The organism is Pedobacter sp. SYSU D00535 (assembly GCF_017355855.1).
GTDB lineage: Bacteria > Bacteroidota > Bacteroidia > Sphingobacteriales > Sphingobacteriaceae > Desertivirga.
The window spans coordinates 68,301-88,151 of sequence record NZ_JAFEWD010000010.1 but is presented as its reverse complement, the minus strand read 5'-3'; the positions used below and the strand labels follow the sequence as shown (position 1 = coordinate 88,151).

Sequence of the window (19,851 nt, the reverse complement as noted above, 5' to 3'; positions counted from 1 at the left end):
GCTAGTTGTGGGCCTAAAATATAGCGAGTCTAAATACAAAGTTGTAACGACGTCTCCTTCCATCATTAAACCTGTAATTAAGTTGGACGATTTCTTTTGATGATCAAGTTTAAATACATATATCTTTCGCGAGGAGCGCGTCTGCTCCCGGTTCTCAACGTTAATGCAAGAAACTAAATGCAAGAAAAACAATAGATAAACTTTCACACCTCCCATATTTCCTAGTTTTCTAGCAACGACACAAGAGGCAAATAGCCAACCCTTTTCGCAAACAAAATGGGAGTCATTCCTGCGTGATTCTTATGATCTCTATCAGCTCCCGCGACTAGAAAACGCCTTACGAGCGCCAAATGTGTAAGCCGTCCTTTCACGTTGAATACGGCGGTCCATAACGGTTGATTACCATAGTTGTCTTGAATCGACAAGTCGCCTCCGGCATTCAAAATCATTTCCGCGAGATTGAGAAGATTATATTCCGCACAAAAGTGGAGGGGTGTTTTACCTTCCTCATTCCTCAAGTTTACGGGAAATCCATTTTGGATAAGGAGGTGCAAGATATCATGACTTTCTTCTAAAACCGCAAGGTGAACTGCTGAATCCCCATAACTGTCAACAGCTTGTCTATCTGCCTTGCCAATATGTTTCTTAACCATTGGTATATTCCGTTCCTTGATAAATCTTAAAATTTCCTCCATATTATTTTTTCTTATCATACTTTCTAGACCTATTTTCACTGACACCTTCTGGTCGATAATTCTTTGATTCTTTGTAATTCTTTAAGAACTGCTCTTCCGTAATTTCACCACGTCTTAAACGCTCTAGTTCGTCCTTATACTTGTACTTTGGTTTATGTCCCATATCCCATTGTCCATTCCGCTTTTTGGACTTATCCCAGAAAAGTTCGCGACCGGTATTTGGATCATAAACTTTCCCATCTGCATCCTTAGCAGCCTCCCATACCTCCTCAACCTGATTTTTTCCATACTTAGGCCTATTCTTGCTGTATTTATTTGCAAGTATACTATTAACTTCATTTGCATTCAATTTGCTTTTATTGACTGGATTTTTAAGAGTTTTATATACATCTCTTAAATCTGATAAAGCAGATACTCCTTCAATAAGATTTTGCGCATTGTTATAAATTCGGCTCTTGTAATCGCTCGGACTCTCGAAAGTTTCCCAGATCGGGTCATTCAAATTGGGAAGATTAGTAGGGTCGATACTACTAGGTAAAACTTTCCACTGACCGTTGTAGCCTACCACAAATGCACTTAATCCCAGCGTAGAGTAGTTAAGATCACCTAGTTTAATATCTTGAGAGAACAATCCATTTGAAAGGCGTAGTACAACTCCTAAGGCCACATTATCGGTTTTGATCTGGTTCGCAATCGAAAGTTGACTTTTACCATTTCTAGTCACCCAGTCGATGTTGTAATACTTCAACTCCCCGCCGTCTTCGTCGATACCCATAATAGGAGAGTTGCTCGCGAACTGATAGGGTGTCAAAAAGGAGTACTTTCTTGTCAAAGGATCTTCACTCAAAAAGCGCCCCAACCTCGGATCATAGATCCTCATCCCATAATCCTGCTGATTCCCTTCTCCCTTCACCTCATTATCATTCTCCTTACCATTAAAGCCGTATCTGTAACCACCGGAGCTAAAGCTTCTTCCAGGCTGGATCATCCCAAACGGATAGTAATCCTGCTGAGAAACCACATCTGCGGTATAATTACCCAGGCTACCAAAACGTCGGCCAGAGATCACAGACATTACGTTTCCTAAATGGTTCGTCAGCTCATATTGCTGCAGGTTGGCGTGGTTATCCCATAAGGACCAGGCAGTAGCTTTCTGCTCTCCGTTGAGATCCAGGTCGGGCCTGAACATCCCCACCCTTGAACTTCCATACAGCACCTGCTCACGCCAGAACAACTGGCTACCTGATTTCTCGTATAAGCCCAGATTATTCCCCTGCGCATCGCGAACGTAATAACTGGTTTGCCCGCCCAAAGTCTTGCTTACACGGTTACCTGAAGGATCGTAGCTATAGGCGATCACAGTACCATCCGTCTTTTTGATGCTCCTGATCTTTCCGTAAACTGTCCAGTCAATTTTATCGATACCACCTTCTGTATCCTTAACCAGGTTACCAATATCATCGTAGGAATAATTGTCCGGCGACTGATTATCGATATCTTCAGCATAACTTCCAGCAGACACATTATCAGTAACATGCCGTAAGCGGTTATTCTGTAGTCTCCCCGCTGCATCCCTGCTGTAAGCATAGTTCAAGTTGTCCATTGCGACTGGTTTCCCATCGCCTGAACCATACCTTAAAAAGCTGAGGATATTACCATTGCCATCATAAGTGATATTCTCCCTATAGGCTTCGTTGGCGGCATCGGTTGTCCAGCTGCTGGCACTTGCAGCAAAGCCCGTCTGCCTCATTTGTTTCAAACGGTTTAGCTGGTCGTAACGGTAAGAGTAACCCACCGGATCGCCATTTCTGAACTTACTCAATGCAACAGTGGTATTGCTGATATTTCCGTTGTACAAGTTCCTGCCAAGCTCATTCGTTCCTGCCTGATAACTGATTGCGAAGGCTTTAGAGGTAGTGCCGCCAATAGGCTTATAATCTGCGTTATAATAACCCAGCGAATAAGCCATTACGTCTTTCGGCATAAAATTTCCGTCGGCTCCTATATCTGCAGAAGGATTGAGGGCATACGAATTTACTCCCTTTAGCCAGCCTTGTAGTGTATATGCGTAGTCGAGCCCTTGCACTTTGTCTTGCAAGCCGCCCAATTCAGTCCTTGCCAGCGGCCCGTGGTAATAGTACTGGTATGACGCCACCTGTTTAGGGTTAGCTGGATCCACGCCGTTCCATACTTCTGTTAGCCTGTTTTCCGCATCGTACTTATATTGATAATAGAATCGGTCATCCTGTCCTTTCTGGTAAAATACCTTATTTACTTTGCCACTTACCAAGTCGTACTCATAATCGATTTTTTTCAGGCCGAGGCCGTTTACCTGCTGCCATAAGCTTTTTACGTTACCATTAAGATCGTAGTCATAGTAGGTGGCGTTGATATCCGCGCTTTCGGGCGTGTCGCGATAAACACTTGCTGCTACCCTCTTGCGGAGATTATTTTGAGCTAGAGCGGTATGAAGCCCAGGACCGTTTTCAGCTCCAGGAGCATTGTCATAAATAGTTTGAGTGATCTGCTGGTTACTTCCGGCAGCATCATTCAGGAAAGCCAGGTATTTATCTTTGCTGACAAAGGAAGGATCTTCAAATCCCGTAGTGAGCATCCTTCGCTCTCCGACTTCCGTAATGCGGCCCAGATCGTCGTATTTCGTATAGCTATACAACGCCTTTCCGTTATCTGTATCCTTTCGCTGCTTCTCGTTCTGCGACACTACCAGGCGACTCAGATCATCGTACCAAAATCGTGAAGTTCCACCGTCTGGTGTGACCTGTTGCACTACCTGGTTGGTGCTGTTATAGGCGTAGGTTGTAGCCAGCGTGTGATCAGGGTACACTGGCTCAAACCTTTGTTCAAGGGTACTGGTACTTCCGCCGGCGAGTATTTCGTCCGGAATATTAAATCGATGCCAGGCCAGCTGCTCGATGCTTTTTGCGTTAAAACAAGCACTTTCAGCATTGTTGATGATCTCCTGATCCCCCAGTCTCCGGTTGTAAACGCGCAGGTGCTTTAAGTTGCCTATAAACTGAGGCAGTACAAGAGGACTGGTGCTTATTTCCCAACCGCATCCCGTTTCACCAGTGGTACTGGTACCATCTACTTTGCGCCCGTTTAGCCAGAGTTCAAGTTCACCCGAAGCAAGGTCCTTTCCTCTTACCACTACGTGGTGCCAATTGAAAAGTGTCTGCGTTCCGATACTTCCGCTAATATGGTTTGACCTGCTAATTATCACACCTTCCACTCCGTCGGGCTGCATAGTGTAAATATCAGCATTGATTTTACCGTTACCCAGGCACACCTGCACCATATACTGCTTTTCTGCAGTAATAATGGTTTGTGCACCCGTAGCATTTTGATCATACATCCAGAGCTCGATAGCTGCATCAGTATTGTTTGTTGCGCTGCTTGAAATGATGGTATTCAAGGACTGTTGCGCGAGAGACAAGGTGCTATTAGACGTTGGCCCATTGTATGCACATACTGCGAGATCCTTTTCCCGATATCTCTCAGCCATCTTTATCTGATCGCTATTCAGAAATGATACCCCCTCGGGAGGTACGGTTCTCACCAGATTATCTGCCTGATCGTAATAGTATAATGTGTAATGATATGTCTTGGTGGTTTCTGTAAGATTTACATAAGGTTTCGCAGAAGAGCATACATTAGTGTATTCCAGCATCGCTTTTTTGCGGATCTCCGGAATATATTTAGAATAATCTTGCCTTCCGTTTCCGACAGCCAGTTCTATCTCCTTTTTAAAATCTGCGTAGTCATCGTCGAAGACTCCTGGAAAGGCAGGTTGATTGCATAACAGCTTGCTGGTGTTATCAGGGAGCGCCGCATAATCCTGATACACGTGGAATGCTATACTGAAGCCCCATTTGTGATTCAGGTAATTTGCAAATATCTGTTCGTAATTTACATCCGCGGTTGTCAGACCGGGAACCTGACCTGTCAATTCACTAACTGCCTGGTTAAACTCTGCCTTGGTGATACATCCTTTAGAATACGGATCAAGAAACGCCGGCAAAGGCATAGAGGCATTCAGGATATAATTACACCTGTCACAGGACTTCAGCAGGTCCGCGAATTCCTCCTCGGTTATGTTCAGTGCTTCCTCATATTTCTGACTAAGGCAATTATAGAACTCTGTAGTACTTGCGGGATTTCCGCAAGCCTGTTTTAATTCCTGTAGACGGGTACAGATCTCTGCACTGCTGCTTCCTATCTCCTTACCGGAAAGACTTGGCTGCTTGTCGTAGGGATAAGGAGAATCAAGCAACCATGGATTAAGCTGGGCCGTGAATACGCCATTTGGAGCGTATTGTCTAATCGCATCGGCGAAGCTGGAAGGAATCGGGCCGGTAGCGCCGGGAGGCAACGTGCTGGAGCCCATGCCGTGCTCAAAGTCTCCACCTGCTTTACAAATTGCCACCAGTTTTGCGCGAAGTTCGGTCTGTTGGATAGAACTGAGGCCCGCGGAAGCCAAATTACGCATCCACACATCCGCCTGTCCCTCACACGCATCTTCAATCTCGGCCAGCATCTCTTCCTTCTGCTGGGTATCAGTTGCGTCGTAGTCGTATTCAGGGACCGTTTTGTCGATATCGTCGAAATGAGACTTCTTAGCTCGAAGCTTATAATCAACCGTCACGTTGAGCTGGTTAGAAAAATTGGAGCTACCACATTCTGTTGTCCTTTTCGCTGTATATTCCCCGGGGAGCTTTACATCAATAAAGTTTTTACCACTCGCATACTTCTTTCCGTTCCGGAACCAATGAATCGTAAGTGCTTCTTCCTCTGATGCGTCGGCAGTAATCTTGACAGAAGTTCCCGCACATATAGGAAAAGTGCCGTTGGCAGTGATAAGGGGAGCAGGCACAATAGGAGGATGTATTGTTACTGGTTCGGATGTTAGTTGCGGCCCGCAAGGGTTCACAACTTTAACGGTATAAACACCCGGGCTGGACACACTGATCGCCCCGCCTTTCCCTATCTCCACACCGTCCTTAAACCATCTACTAAAGTCAGAATTGTTATTTGTTATCAAACTTAAGTTATTTGTACATAAAGAACCGGTCAGAGTAATCGTTGGCGATAAGAGGAGAGGAACGTCGGTCACCCTTTTCGTATCCGAGGTTAAGGAGCAGCCGAGAGCATTCGTTACAGTAACAGAATAGTCTCCCACGGAATTTACAGGGATGGATTGTTCTGTTTTTCCATTACTCCAAAAGTAAGTATAGCCTGGAGGTGCACTTAATGTTATTGTCTCCCCAGGGCAAATTACCTCCGGGCCTGTAATTAAAGGCTTTTGAATAGTGGTTACCTCAATTTCATTTGAAATGACAGAACACCCGTACTCATTGATAACTGTACAGGTGTATTTACCAGGGACGTTCACCACGATAACAGAGCCTTCCTTTTCGTTACTCCATTTGTATGTATATGGTCCGTTGTTCTGCCCCCTATATGGAGCCGATAATGTGACAGACTTGCCTGCACATAACTCTGTAGGCCCCTCTGCTCTAATTATTGGCTCATTTACTAGCTTACGAAGGGCATTAAACCTCTGTTCGATAAAGATATTTTGTTCGTTGTCTAATGCTACGTGATACGCATTGTTTGCTCCTGATTTATATACCAACTGAGCCTCCGGAGCTCCTGGTATCCATTTTAATGTTCGGTATGCGTCTTGGATATAAATGTTGTCGTTCTCGTCAAGATCAAAACCAAAGGTAAGACCGAATTGATTGAGAGCAGAACCTTGTCCATTTCCACCGGCAACTGTCGTACCAGTTAATTCACCGGGTACCCACTTCTGAATCCGGTAATTCCCCACGTCTAGGATATATAGATTCCCTTTCGAATCCAGCTCGACATCAGCAGGATTAAAAAGCTGATTAGGCCAATATCCCTGCCCGTTGCCACCAGCCACCGTCACCACGGTGCCCATAGTCGGATTGATCTTCGCTATCCGGTGATTATTTACATCCGCGACATATAAGTTTCCGGAAGCGTCAATGGTAATTCCTTTTGGATTTGCAAACAATGGACTATTCGGTGCACCCTGTACTACAATTTGCCCAGATGATGTGTTCGGAGTCCACTTTACAATTCTGTCATTACCGTGGTCGACAATAAAAATATTTCCAGCATTATCAACGACGGCCGACTGGGGCTGATGAAGTTGGTGCAAACCGTTTCCGCGACCATGCCCTCCTGCTACAATAACTCCGGTAGCTTCATTTGGTCTCCATTTTACTACTCTGTCATTCGTCCCATCAATAACATAGATATTCCCTTCCTTGTCAAAGGTAAACTCCCAGACTAACATTGCGTTATCACGTATAACAGTCACTTCACCAAGAGGAATCGGATTTACCGTTACCCTAATTGAAGCGGAAGAAGTCCATCCAGTTCCTGAAACTGTAACTGCGTAATTTCCTGATCGATTTACCGTAATAGATTGGCCGGTGGCTCCGTTATTCCACAAATAACTTGAACCTTGGCTCGCTGTTAATACTACTGAACCTCCTTCGCAAAAAGTTGTAGGACCCGATGCTGTAATCTGAGCTTCTTGACCACGGCCATAAGTGGCATATAGAAAAGTTAATATAATCAGTATAAATCTCTTCATGGTTCTTCAAGTACTAAAACATCGCTAACTTTCATGGCACTCGCTGGAATGTTAAACGGCACACAAACTGATTTTACAGTTTCTCCTATATTGAAATCAAGCTCTGCTACACCTGTTTGCCCAGGGATGTATACCAGCACTTTCGTCGGTTTTAACGTTTTTCCGTTCATCAGCAGCACATCGATTCTTTGTTCCATGCCGCTACAGGCAGAGACAGAAGTCGATTTCATTATATAAAAATCTCGGGCGCTTATTTCTCCTGGAATTGGTAAAGCAGCAGGAATACCTATGAGACACTGCTTGTAAGGGCAGTAAACTTCATCACGATACTTTTTATAATAATCTTCCTTTAGTTCCAGATACATTTCCTGGTATTGTTGCCATTCTCTGTTGGGTACCCGGCAGTCAGCAACTGGATTGCATGCTTCCCAGTCTATATTATTTGTTCCCGCAATCCTGTTGTTATTAGTTCTACCTTTTGCATCACCACAGTATAGGAAGTAATCGATAAATTGCTGTACATTCTTAGTCGCAACACTTGCTCCCAGTACTTCACTTGTGTACTGAGTGAGGTCTTTTTGTATTGCCAATTTATATATCGCTCCGGGCCCAGTATTAAAGAAAGGATCAATGTCGAGGAGCCAGGAAGGGCTATTGTGATTATAGGTACCTACTGCGCCTGGGATGCTAGAAGTTTCCGAGTGTGTTATTTTCTCACTAACGAGATTATCCCACGCTACGTACTGCTTATTAGCCTCACAGAACTCCAGCTTACACTGTTCCGGGTGGTATTTAAGAAACCGGTGAGCCCATTCCGGCTTCCAGTGTACAAGCAGGTTCTTCGCAGTAAAAACCTTTTGCCCATTTACTGTCTCCAAAACAAAGGCCTCATCATACGGCGAAATGACCGAGCCGTCGTCAAGAGTTACAAGATCTGCCTCAGGTGCCGTAGAACCTGCAGGAAGACTAAATTCAGTGGCCCAGTAGTTTTTTAATACGTTAAGTTCAGGCTCAAGAACCTTGTTGTTAGTATCAAACATGGCGTACTGGCCACCCGGGGAAACGTCTTCTAGCATTGGGCCTATATACTTCTCACAAGGCGAAGGAGCCACGCAGGAGGCTTGGAGCGCCTGACACTGCTGACTCAGAACCTGGTACTTCCCGCTGATCCAGTCCTCCAAAGCACTGATATCGGTGGTAGCGAGCTGCAGTTCCAGCAACTTCTCCTTGAACATCTCCGTGAAATCCTCCTGTGTTCCCAACGCTTCCTTGCATCTTTCACAACCTCCGAACGTTCCTAAGCCAAGCTCATCCAGATATTTCTTCACGAATACCAGCTCTTTCTTCACCTGGCCATCTACCTGGCCTTCTCTGATAAAGTTGTCAGCATAAGTTTCCATTCCTTGCTTGCTCAACACAAAATTGAAGGTGACATTATACTCTCCGATTTTCTTGAAGTCTGGTTCTATAGACTTTACTTCCGCTACGCCCGCATATCCAATTTTTACGGGGGCACTACTATTGTTAAACACTTCTTCTCCGCAATCATCCGTGATTCTAATACTAAGATCGTAGAAACAATCCTTGCATAGCTTAAATGTCCCTTCAGTATAACATGCTATTAATCTTTCGATATCGTATTCAATTAATACCTTCCCCGGGGCAGACACCAGGTGAGTCGTGCTCGCCGAGAGGCTGAGTGCAGACGCATCAAACCGAAACTGCGGATGCGTGAGCAGCGAGATTCTCTGCGTTTTTGCTGCATTTTCCGACGAGGGAAGGGCATCCATACCATCAGGAGCATTTCCCGTTAAAGCTGTTGCGATCGTTTTTCCGCTGGCATTCAAATAACTAATGCTAATCTGCCCGTTAGGATCAATCACCATATTCTTCAGGTAGTGGTTCGCATATCCCACGTCATTTCCAAATAGCCGGTCTAACTCTCCCTGAGTAGGAGTACCGTAGAAGTATTTCGTTGTTTTACTCAAATCTGCCAATCCAGGTTGAAAGGTTTGTCCTACTCCACCCTGAATTTTGATGCGACCGGTATTATCTGCGGTGTACTGAGTTATGGAAAACGGGTACCCCTCGGCATGGGGGATGTATTTATCAAAGTTTCTGTTACTTTTAAATCCATTCTCCGCTATAAACTGGTTTTTGTCTGAATAGTATTTTGATGCCCCTGAGGAAGTACTGAGGGCTGAAGGTTTTAGTTCGCAAAGTTGGGCTATATCCGCAAAGGTATAAGGCTGATTATTAAGATTTCTGTTAAAATTCCTAAAAAAATGAAGGTTTTCGGAGCCAGTCGCATTTTCTTTTACCGGAGCGGGAAGAATATTTGCCACAGCCCTGCCAAACTCGTCGTAAATATTCTCCTGCACCACCGCCACATTATCTGAACTGTTAATTGTAGCAGTTTGACGGCCCCGAAGGGTACCGTCGAAGTAGCTTATTACCTCTTTCTTTTTTCCCTCTTCCGCGTAGGCTACAGAGTATTGCCAGTTTAAGTTCTTCTCATGCCATAAATTCTCGATATTCCAAACAGCATAGCTTCTGGACGCATTATTCTGTTTATACTGCCAATCGCCCTCTACCCGCACCCCCTGAGCATTGTAAGCAACTTGCCTTATCCTCGAAACAATATACTTCGAGTTAAAAACCAATGCGAGTTTATAAGCGTTATCATCCGTTGTTATCCTCGTTGCATTGTTTCGGAACAACTTGTCGGCCATTCCTGCAACCTCAGTCCCTGCAGCCATGCTGTTGACTGTGGCTTCAAATTCACTTCCTTCATCTACTGCGACCCACTCCAGGTCATACTCTTGGGCACCTATTACAGCTGGCCATGATAAACTAAGAGAGCCAAAGCTCGTATTTACGCTGTTATTACTATTTAGGGTTCCTATTAGACCCAAACCAAGATCCGGAGTGAATTTGTATATCCTGTTAACTATGATCTTATTGCTTATTTGCAATACCGGAGGAAGAGTTTCCCCAAGTTCGGGACTACTAATGTTTGTTATATGAACATTCACCAGGTATCCTGAATTAAATTTATACAGATCCTGAAGTACAGCAGTCCCATCGTTGGTGTACTTGACAGTAAGATTAACAGGATCGATTACGGTAGGATCTGTTTGCGAAGGATCACTAAAATATTCGACCCTCAGGGATACCGTGCAGCTAAAAGACTGATTGATAGGGGTGTCATCCAAGATTCTGAGTGAGATAAAATTATCCACAGACATATCAGTGATAAGTTCCTTGTTGAAGGATGGATTATTAAATTTCTCGTCTTGTATTGACACTACCGCGCCCTTGCTCAAAGTGCCTCTTAGAAACGACTCGTAAGGCTCCTCGCCTGCCTTACTCTTTTCAGTCTTCAGAAGTGATAAAAGAAATATCAGTATAAAAGTCTTTTGTAAAATTCTTACCATAGACCAACTATTGTTTAAGGTATCTATATTCTATTTTTACTCTAAAGCGGAACAGATATTCTCTGAACTCAATCTTTAGCGCTTACATTATCACCAACTCATATCCTTGAAACTCCTTGCTGAGCGTCCATTTATTATCGTCCCGAATTATCACAGGCTTTGACACAAACTTTTCAATTTGAGAAATACTGGAAACTGTTTGCAGGCGCATATCAAGGACAAGGTCACCCCCTGTGGATCCTGCAGCATTTGAGTTGGGCATCCTGCAAAAAACCCTGTTCGGCTTTAGACTCAACGTATCAAAACTTACGCTATATTCTTTGCAACTTAAATGCATCTCATTCAGAAGTGTAATCACCTGATTATCACCCTCAAACTTAGTTCTAACAGCAAAACGATCTTCTAAAATTTGTTTAAAAAGCTCATGAATAGCATTGGGGGAACTATCCGTAAGGACTTTTTGGTCGGAGAGCAAGACCTTCTTCGCGTCCGGGTCGATATAGATGTACAAGCCCTTGGCATTTATTGTCTCGGTTTGACCTAATTTGTAATAGAAATCATTTCCCCGCTTGCTATAGATATAAGGAAGTGTTCCCTCTACGTCTAAAGTATTTCCTTGAGTATAAGAACTGACTGAACCTTCAACAAAACACTCCGGTCTGTTAATATCCAGCATGGAGCATACCCTTTCCATCTTGGACAGAAGCTGTTCATCAGTTTCTGACTTCAATGACCTCCCTGCCTTTTTTGGTAAACGAGCTTCCCCTTTTTCAGACTTGAATACCTCTGCGCTAATTGCCACACATGCCAGTGTAATACAGCTAAGCGCAATTGCCAAATAACTTTTCTTTATTATTGTTGCAATACCTTTCATCTCTTTAAACTGCTTACAATGCTCTCTTTTTATAGGAAGATCTGCTCTCTTTAATTGTAACAATTCCTCGCTCTGTTTCTTTTTTCACCCTTGCCAATGAGCCTTCGTCATCATATTCATAAAAAGTCGCAAAGCCGTTCTCATCCAGTTCAGCCATCAGCTTAAAGTTCTTCTCATCATACGCGTAGGATTTTACATGTGAGTTAGAAGGATGTATTCGGATATCATCGATGAAAACTTCTGCTCCAGGCGAAGCTACTATTTGGAGATTGAAATTCGTGTTAGTTGGGGGACTCGTGAACGTTCCTTCTATCAACTTCCAGCCCTCGACCACTGTTTTGCATCTAAAGTTCAGAAGCTGTCCATTTACAGAATAAGTAAGGTCCAGGTTTTTATTTTCTGGATGACCATCCTTCACCCAGGCATTGATTATATATGCAGTAGATGGTTTAGGCTCAAAGCCGTTTGGATAAATACCCTTTCCTTTTAGCAACTGGTATTCATTCGTCGCGGCTATTTCGAAGTACTGTCCTGAATGTCCCTTATGGGTATTGCCATGAGTAAAGGAAGAAAGTATCATACCCGAGGCAGGAATCACTAGACTATAATTTCCTGAGTGCGCTCTTGTGTTAACCGCACTTTTAAATATTTCCTCTCCACTCTCCTGCCTAAATTCTGTTATGCCTTTTCCTAGGCCGTTTTCTTTCCGAAAATTATTATCCTCAAATCCTTCCACATAAACTTCCCTGTTCATAGCATTTGAAGCGACGGCAGCAGGGAGCTCTCCATTAAAGTCAAAGATGGCGGCGCTGTAGCGTCCCAACGCATCTCTATTTTCCAATTCCTGCCCATAGCGATCATATAGGCTGACAGCACTTGCCGCCAGCCAGCCCTGTCCAGCTCCATTTCTAACCCAGCCCGAATTTGAATATCTCCAGAATGGGTTGTAGGAACTGAAATATCCAGAATTTCTTGTATCAAGTCCCTTTTTATCAGTCCTAAAGATATTATTGTATTCTCTTTGAGTTTGAAATACATATTTCTCGAAAGGATACCAGTTTCCCAAATATCCCCTATAGTAGGGGTTTATGAAGGGATCCCCTCTTTGAGCATCTATGTCGCAGTAGTCGATGACATTACCGTGTAAGTAGCTCTTTTCCACCTCATCGCTCCCAAAGTGCTTCACCTTTTGATACGCACGATATTTACCTGTGCCAATTAGCATTCTGGAGCTATTTATAATATTCACCCCTGACCCGGCGTCATCAGTATGAATTAATTCGGAAAACGTGTTCGTATAAATTTCGAACCCTCCAGTTCTGTCGGGGAAAATGTAAGGGTTTGAGACCGAAGCGCGTCGGTAGGCTCCAAAAGAATAATCAATAATGTAACGGCCCGGTTTTAAATGATAGACGTACAAAAGCATATGATTTAGGCTGCACTGATCGGAGGAAACATCCGAGATCTCTTGAAAGGTTGGGTCAGTGCAGTTTGTGATCCTCCATTTGGACCTATTCGTGTTTCCAGTAAAAGCGAAAACATAATCCCCTTCTGTTGAGATCTCGAAACTTGATTCAAGCCCAGCTTCAACTGCTTCAACTGTCTCTCCAAATTTCGTTTCACATAGCTTGATCCCACATCTTCCATATGCGCCACCGCCGCCTTGTTGCCTGTCAATCCAGAATTTTGACGGCAGCTTACCATCTGTCCGGGTAATTGAGTTGTGTCGATGATCCATTAGACCATCTGAACCGGGAATGTCACTACAGAGTCCAAGCGAATTTAATACTGGGACCTTTTCATCAATGTCCTCAACTACCCATTTGTCGTCATACGTCTGGACAGAAGCATTAATCACTTTCAGATCTTCAAAACCAGCATTTAAAGCAAACGCAAAATGCCCATTTGTAATTGGATTGGTAAGGCATACAAGGGAACCGGTAGTGGCCTGCAGAAGATTTCTAAAGGACGATCTAACTAACTTCGCGGTAGCAATCGAACCTTTGTAGATACTTCCATCCTTTTTTATAAGTCTTTTGACTCCATTAGTTTCCACTACCCAATAAGAAGTACCAGTTCTGATACTTATTATTTCATCTCCTGGGTTTAAAAGTTGATTATATGGAGAGTTGCTTATGGTTAATCCATCGAGGTTCTCAATATACATTCCCAGATTCTGGTAGGCTGCTCCCATCCCCTTGTATATCCAATACGCAGGAAGGTTTACAGAATAGATATCGTCGTTAAATTCGTTCTGAGTTTTGGTAACGAGCGCTTCTCCCGTAAGTCCGTCGAATGCGATGTTCTCTGTACTTATAGAAGATCCATTTTCTGTCTTAATTACCTCCTTAAGAACACCGTAATATTGCACTACTTTAACCGCAGATGTAGAACGGAACAGCTTATAGTCGCTATTATTAAGCTTGGGCCAGTGAGGGATTGGGAAAATGCGGGGAAAATCCAGTCCGAGATTGATTGATTTGCCACTGTTAGATGAGAGTTGCTCTCGCATATCGGTAAAGAATTCAACATCCCTTCCTATTGTTCGTTCTACGACGCTTCCGTCCTGGTTCACCACCTGTACCCCGTTCTTTAAACGCCATTCTTCAGGCCCCGTCGGCTCTGTAAAATAATTATAAACAATCGAGGATATTTCAGCATTTGCCTGGTTAAAAATCCTGGTTGCCTTTGGTTTTCCATGCATATCATTCAACTCGACACTGTATCCCTGTGACAGTGCGAGTTCCTCGATATTAGTGCTGGCCAGCACTTTATATAGCTTACTTGGACGGTAGGGGTCCGTGACGAGCTTCAGCATTCCTACCCGAACAGGAAAATCTTTGGCAGTGTAGAACTCGTTCATGATATATCCTGTAGCAGGTGTTCTCTCGGTAGCTCCCAGATCCTCTACCTTCACTTTGCTATATACAACTAAGGGCGCCGGATAAAATGACTCTCCAAAAGGTTCTTCCAGGTTGAAGTAATTACTTATCGCCCCTTTTATATCCTGAACATACGGCACTGGCTCCCTCAAAGGATTTTCATCCCCCCCAATATTAGGCTCATAAGCTGCCACCCCGCTGCTGATCTCCTGACCGTCCCTTTTAGTTCTATAGGTGTACTTCTGCCCGTATGTTCTATCAACAGCTGCGGAGGTCGACATTTCCTGCCAGTTATCCCGAATCTGAACCTGTTTGACCCGCACTCCCCCTCCTAGCTTAATACCATCGGTTTCTGTTAAACGAACGAAGCTCAAGGCATGCTGGTAGCTGGTTGCAAATTTCCGTCTGTTAGCTTTTCTATAAAAGCTTTCAGTAAGCTCGCCCAAGTTTGTTATAGAACTCCCCAAGGCTTTGATAGCCCTTTTTATATTAGATTGAGCATCCCCGTCCTGAGCCCTGTTACTGAAGCCTTTGTTTGCATACTTTGGATAATCGTTTTTTAGTTTCTGCCATCCAGCTATACAGATAGGGTTCTTATCTTTAACCCCTTTTTCATCAATCTCATCAAAAAATACATTTACCTCACTCCCGTATATGTTAACTGAGCGGACTTTAGCATAACAAGGGACAAAGTCAAAATCCTTTCCATAACTTTCACAGAAAGCAGTTGACATCTTCACATAAAACTTCGTATATAAGTAATCCGACCCATTTAGATAGGTCTTTTTAAACCAGGGGGTAACATCTGTTCCAGGAGGCGCATCTTCCGGCAGTTTGCTGAGCTTTACCCTTAGTCCCTTCGCCTTCGAAAGGGCTTCCGGGTCGGAGCTGCTGATCGGATTCCCGTCATGCCCCACTAGATATTCGAAGTGCTGCATGCGCATAGCATCTTTATTTTGAACGTATGCGTAATCGTCCGATTCATAGCTGACGTTTATTGTCCCGCCCGTTGGAAGCCCCACCTGTTCGAGGTTCCACAACCCTGCATTCTCGTCTGCCTCCGACTGATTTTGATTGCTATACGGAAACACGTCATTTTGCGGGGCAGGAAAGCCAGGAAGAACCGGGTTTTGGTTATCAGGTTTATAAGTTCCCCACCTGTCAGCAGTCATATTCTCATATTGGGGTTGGATACCGCTGATCTTCATTTTGTAAGAAAATGTGTAGGGATGGTTCTTCCCCTTTGAGGTATTTCCATATTCGAACCAAACCCTTTTAAGAGTTAACTTCCCTCCATTAGCGTCGATTGAATTAGGGGTACCGGGACACAAATCATAATTGTATTCAAACTTTACTCTCTTTATAGGTTTGCTTACGTCGGCCTTAGAATAAAGGATAATTTCAGTCAATCTTCTTTGGCGAAAGTCCTGATTTTTTCCCCCAAGCCAGTTTTGAACGCCCAGTCCGTCGAGCCTTTCCGATGTTATAAAGTAGGCGATCTTGGTTTTCGTTTCGATGGAATGGAGGTAAGTTATTTCCTTTTCTCCGTAAACGATACTGGCCTTATCGTCGTCTGCATCTGCAAGAAGCCCTTTACTAAGAGTAGCCGTATTTGTAGCGTAGGGGGTACGCCATTTATATAGTCCATTCAACTTAGAGTAATTAAATTTGATGGCTGTTCCCGCATCTTCAGCGGAAATTCCTTTTTCACCTCGGTCTATATAGTCAGGAGATAAAATAGCCGTAAGGAGGTATGAGGATGCGTATGCTGGTGAAGTTTGACGTTGAAAATACTCATCAATACCTTTTTTGTGAAAGGGTTTGTCCCCGTCTATAGTGAACTGCACCTGATTCTTATTTTGGACGATATAGTCGTTCTTTCCTTCGTTACCGACTGCGAACGAGAGTTCCTGTTGAACTACATTATACACTGGGATACCGTAGATAGTACGCCCCCCTCCGTCATCATTGACGCTGATTTCAGAAATATGATCGTCCTTCCTATAATCTTTTGCGCGAGGAAGAATCTGTTCTAGCAATAACTCACTATTATGATCTTCAGGCACTGCAAATGTTGCAGGATCATTCAAACGATAAAATTTGATGGCAGGATCTAAAGCTGCTTTCATGGCTTCTTTTGCCGTCAGATACGAAATAACAGTACGCTTTCCCTGTCTCTCGCTGTTTTCAATATTTCCTGTCGCTTCTATCGAACCGTCTGCTTTCCGAAAGTTGGCCCCGGTAGTACGTGCAGAGGTCGGAACGGCTACCGGACTATTATTTTTGAAGAAATTATTAAGGTTAGGACCTTCAACGCTTTTTTCTCCCACAACCCGAAAGTATACATGCTCTTTCTGGGGTTCCGCAGATTTGTACACCTGGAAATCCCCCTTGCTTAAATAGTTATTCCCGTCCTCCCACTTACGGGAAAAATTCGTGGTTTTCTGATCGAAATACTTCAAGCCGAGGTGGACGGATGAAGCACCTATTCCCAGATCTGCGCCCCCGGTATACGTTTCCGATTTATCCTGAACTTCAGGATCGCCAAAAGCTCCCGTGCTCCTATACAAGCGAAACTGCCCACTACCCGTCTGACTGGTATACGTAAACAGGTCAGGTAATTGAACCGGCATTGCTATATTCGGCGTTCCAGGAATGTAGGGATTATCCTTTTCTCTGATGAAATCCATCACAGCATCATTCCGCCCCTTTGCCTTATCGGAGTACAAAAAGCCATAGCCTTTTTTTTCAGTTTTATAATCCTTTACCTTCCTTACAGTGCGATAGCCCGCAATACCTCCACCGGCAAAAATGATAAGTTCTGCACCTCCTGCGTCTAAGCTGAACGAGTGATGAGTAGTTTCAAAAGGGACCTGGATTGTAGGGCTTACAGGTTCCGTGTTATAACTTACCAATGATGTTGAAGCGTCCAAACTAGCTGCAGCTCCTACATTTTTCCCTGTAAAACTGCCGGAAAAGCTCTTACCTAAAGTTATATCCTTCATCCCTGACCTGGAGTTATAGCCGAGATTGTAACTTGCCCCGGCACTTACACTCAAATCCCAACTCCTCTTATTCTGCCATGACATATTTATATAAGGGCTTACGTCTACTCCTGCACCACTTACTGTATTTGAAACAACTCCAAGTCCCATTCCAGCTGTCAACAGTCCGTCATTCAAACTCGATACTGAAATTCCCGGATTCACTCCAACCTCAGCTCCTATCCCTGTGTAATTGTCGTTGAAAATCCCCACATTCACAGTGCCTGAAACCGTCATCTTAAACTTTTTTGCTAGCTTTCTTGGTAATTTTACCTTCTTATCCTTTCCTTTTAGCTCCACCTTAACGTTCCCTCTCCCACCTATTGTGATCTTGTCCTTCATTGAGGTTTCAGAAATAATAGGATCTCCGAATGAATCGTCAGGAATCCCCCTCATCTGCCTGTTAATAGCACCGATGTTGAGGTTCCATCCGAGGCCCACCCAGCTCGCCTCATCATCCATTCCAATACCGGACTGGTAGTTCAGGTTCACCGGATATCCGTCCACGTCGAGCAACGGAATGTTATATTTGAAATCACCTGTGCTAAGATCAACCATATCAGAAACACTGGCAGGCTGAAAGGCCTGTGTTTCTGGCTGTGTTGGCCCTGAAGTGAGTGCGTAGGTTAAAGCAGGTGTAGCAATATCCAGGATGAAGATGCCTATTAAAGATAATGCAATCTTCCTCCTTGTGGGAATACTAAATACCATAATAAGGTTAAGTAAAAATATCTTTGTTAATCTTTGTGTAAATTCAAAACATATGTCTTTCTGTTGAAATGCCGGTCACTATAAACCAGCTTCAAACTCTTTTCGGGAATTCCTGGTACCTCAGGAAAAAGGAGGAGGTACTCAAAACTATTCTTAGTTCCGTTTGCTACCGGCTCCTGGAGATTTGGGTAAATCTTCTCGCTACCGGCAAGCAAAAAGAAGCAGCTGTCTGCATCGTACCACATAGCCGTCTGAATATCCTGCCTCCCTTCCAGCATGTCTTTCGAAGGAAATATTCTTACCCGATAGTCCCGGTCGCCGCCACCACTCCCGGCTACCTTCATCACTCCCAGAGCTATCTCCTCTTCCTTGCCTGCTTCCTCATTACCTTTTTGTTGCCTGCAGCCCGAAAGTCCAAACAGAACTACAAGGAAGTAAAAGCAATACCCTATCGTTCTCATAACTTATCTTTAAACACAAACCTCAAACTTTTCACACTTCCATTCGGTAGCCATACTTTGAGAATATAGTAATAGTCATGTTTGAACGCACGCTTAGACCTGAGATCTATAACTATCCTGTTTTTTCCCCTTTCCAGTTTTAAAGCAGGTAGTGACTTTACTTTTAGCTCAGGATCGCTGATACAGTCAATTTCATACTTAAGGTTCTGCTCACCATAAGAATTAGTGAGTCCGAACTGTAGGTATCCATCGGCAACGTAGAAATTTCCCTGGGCGAGGTCCTCGATATCCCTGAAGCCGTCATAGTTTAGCTTGGTATCTGTTACAGTGTCCCTACAGTCGACGGTAAATTCCCATACCTCCGAGCGATTCAACACCGTCTGGTTCTTATAGATACTCACCTGCCAGGCATAACGCTTACCAGGTTGCAATTCTCTAAATGAAGCCGGATAAGGCATCACGGGATTGATCATATTGCTTTGACTTATTAAAGGTAAGTTATAGTTAAGGGCCTCGGGTCCCTTTTGATCCCCCCTTAATTCGACAAGTAAAAGCTGATAAGTCCCCCCTTGCACATGGGGGAAGGATGGTTGCCAACTAAACAAAGGCCTCGTCTCACAGACCTTATCCTGGTTGTATGGTTCCACAAGCGTTAAAGGAGCAAAAGGGGTGAGCTCTGCATCAAAACATTGCTCCAAAGGAACTTCCGGATCATAATATCCCTGTTCAGGAGTCAAAGTATAACAAAACTCGTAGTCGCCTTCTGGCAATAGGCCACTCTGACGCATCCTGTTGGCAATACCGCTAGATGCAAATTGAATCTTCGCAGATCTTACCGCGTTTACTGGAATGGTATTAGTTCCTACTGGCAAATTAAAGGCTGCTGTTTTTAGTGATAGCACCCTTCCCTTCGTTCTTTCACTAACAGTTACAGTTAAACTTACAGCTCGTCTCGCAACCGCGTTCGAAATTTTTGCATTCAACAGCCCTTCAATATTTCTGCCATGGATCTCAGGGACGAATTGGAAATTCAGCTGGGAAAAAGCTGACCTACATACGAGCAGCAATACAAGCGTTATCAATATTCTTCTCATCTCCTCT

At 43.9% G+C, this 19,851-nt stretch carries 7 protein-coding genes; all 7 read right to left on the bottom strand.

Annotation, left to right across the window (positions count from 1 at the left end; genetic code table 11):
* Window positions 1-221: 221 nt before the first annotated feature.
* Window positions 222-713, bottom strand: a complete 492-nt coding sequence (locus J4N23_RS16605) for an ankyrin repeat domain-containing protein (RefSeq protein ID WP_207428888.1) — start codon at window positions 711-713, stop codon at window positions 222-224.
* Window positions 697-7,341 (bottom strand): GH-E family nuclease, encoded by a 6,645-nt coding sequence (locus J4N23_RS16600; protein ID WP_207428887.1) that lies wholly within the window; start codon window positions 7,339-7,341, stop codon window positions 697-699. Before J4N23_RS16600 ends, J4N23_RS16605 begins: the two co-directional genes overlap by 17 nt.
* Window positions 7,338-10,778, bottom strand: coding sequence for a DUF6443 domain-containing protein (locus J4N23_RS16595; RefSeq protein ID WP_207428886.1), 3,441 nt, complete (start codon window positions 10,776-10,778; stop codon window positions 7,338-7,340). The genes J4N23_RS16600 and J4N23_RS16595 overlap by 4 nt, the downstream gene beginning before the upstream one ends.
* Window positions 10,779-10,860: 82 nt before the next feature.
* Window positions 10,861-11,652: a hypothetical protein gene (locus J4N23_RS16590; protein WP_207428885.1), complete on the bottom strand. Its 792-nt coding sequence runs from the start codon at window positions 11,650-11,652 to the stop codon at window positions 10,861-10,863.
* Window positions 11,653-11,665: 13 nt separating this feature from the next.
* Window positions 11,666-18,289 (bottom strand): hypothetical protein, encoded by a 6,624-nt coding sequence (locus J4N23_RS16585; protein WP_207428884.1) that lies wholly within the window; start codon window positions 18,287-18,289, stop codon window positions 11,666-11,668.
* 26 nt (window positions 18,290-18,315) lie between these two features.
* Window positions 18,316-18,750, bottom strand: a complete 435-nt coding sequence (locus tag J4N23_RS16580; protein ID WP_207428883.1) for a hypothetical protein — start codon at window positions 18,748-18,750, stop codon at window positions 18,316-18,318.
* Entirely contained in the window at window positions 18,747-19,844 is a 1,098-nt protein-coding gene (locus J4N23_RS16575; protein WP_207428881.1) for a DUF928 domain-containing protein, read from the bottom strand. Before J4N23_RS16575 ends, J4N23_RS16580 begins: the two co-directional genes overlap by 4 nt.
* Window positions 19,845-19,851 lie beyond the last annotated feature (7 nt).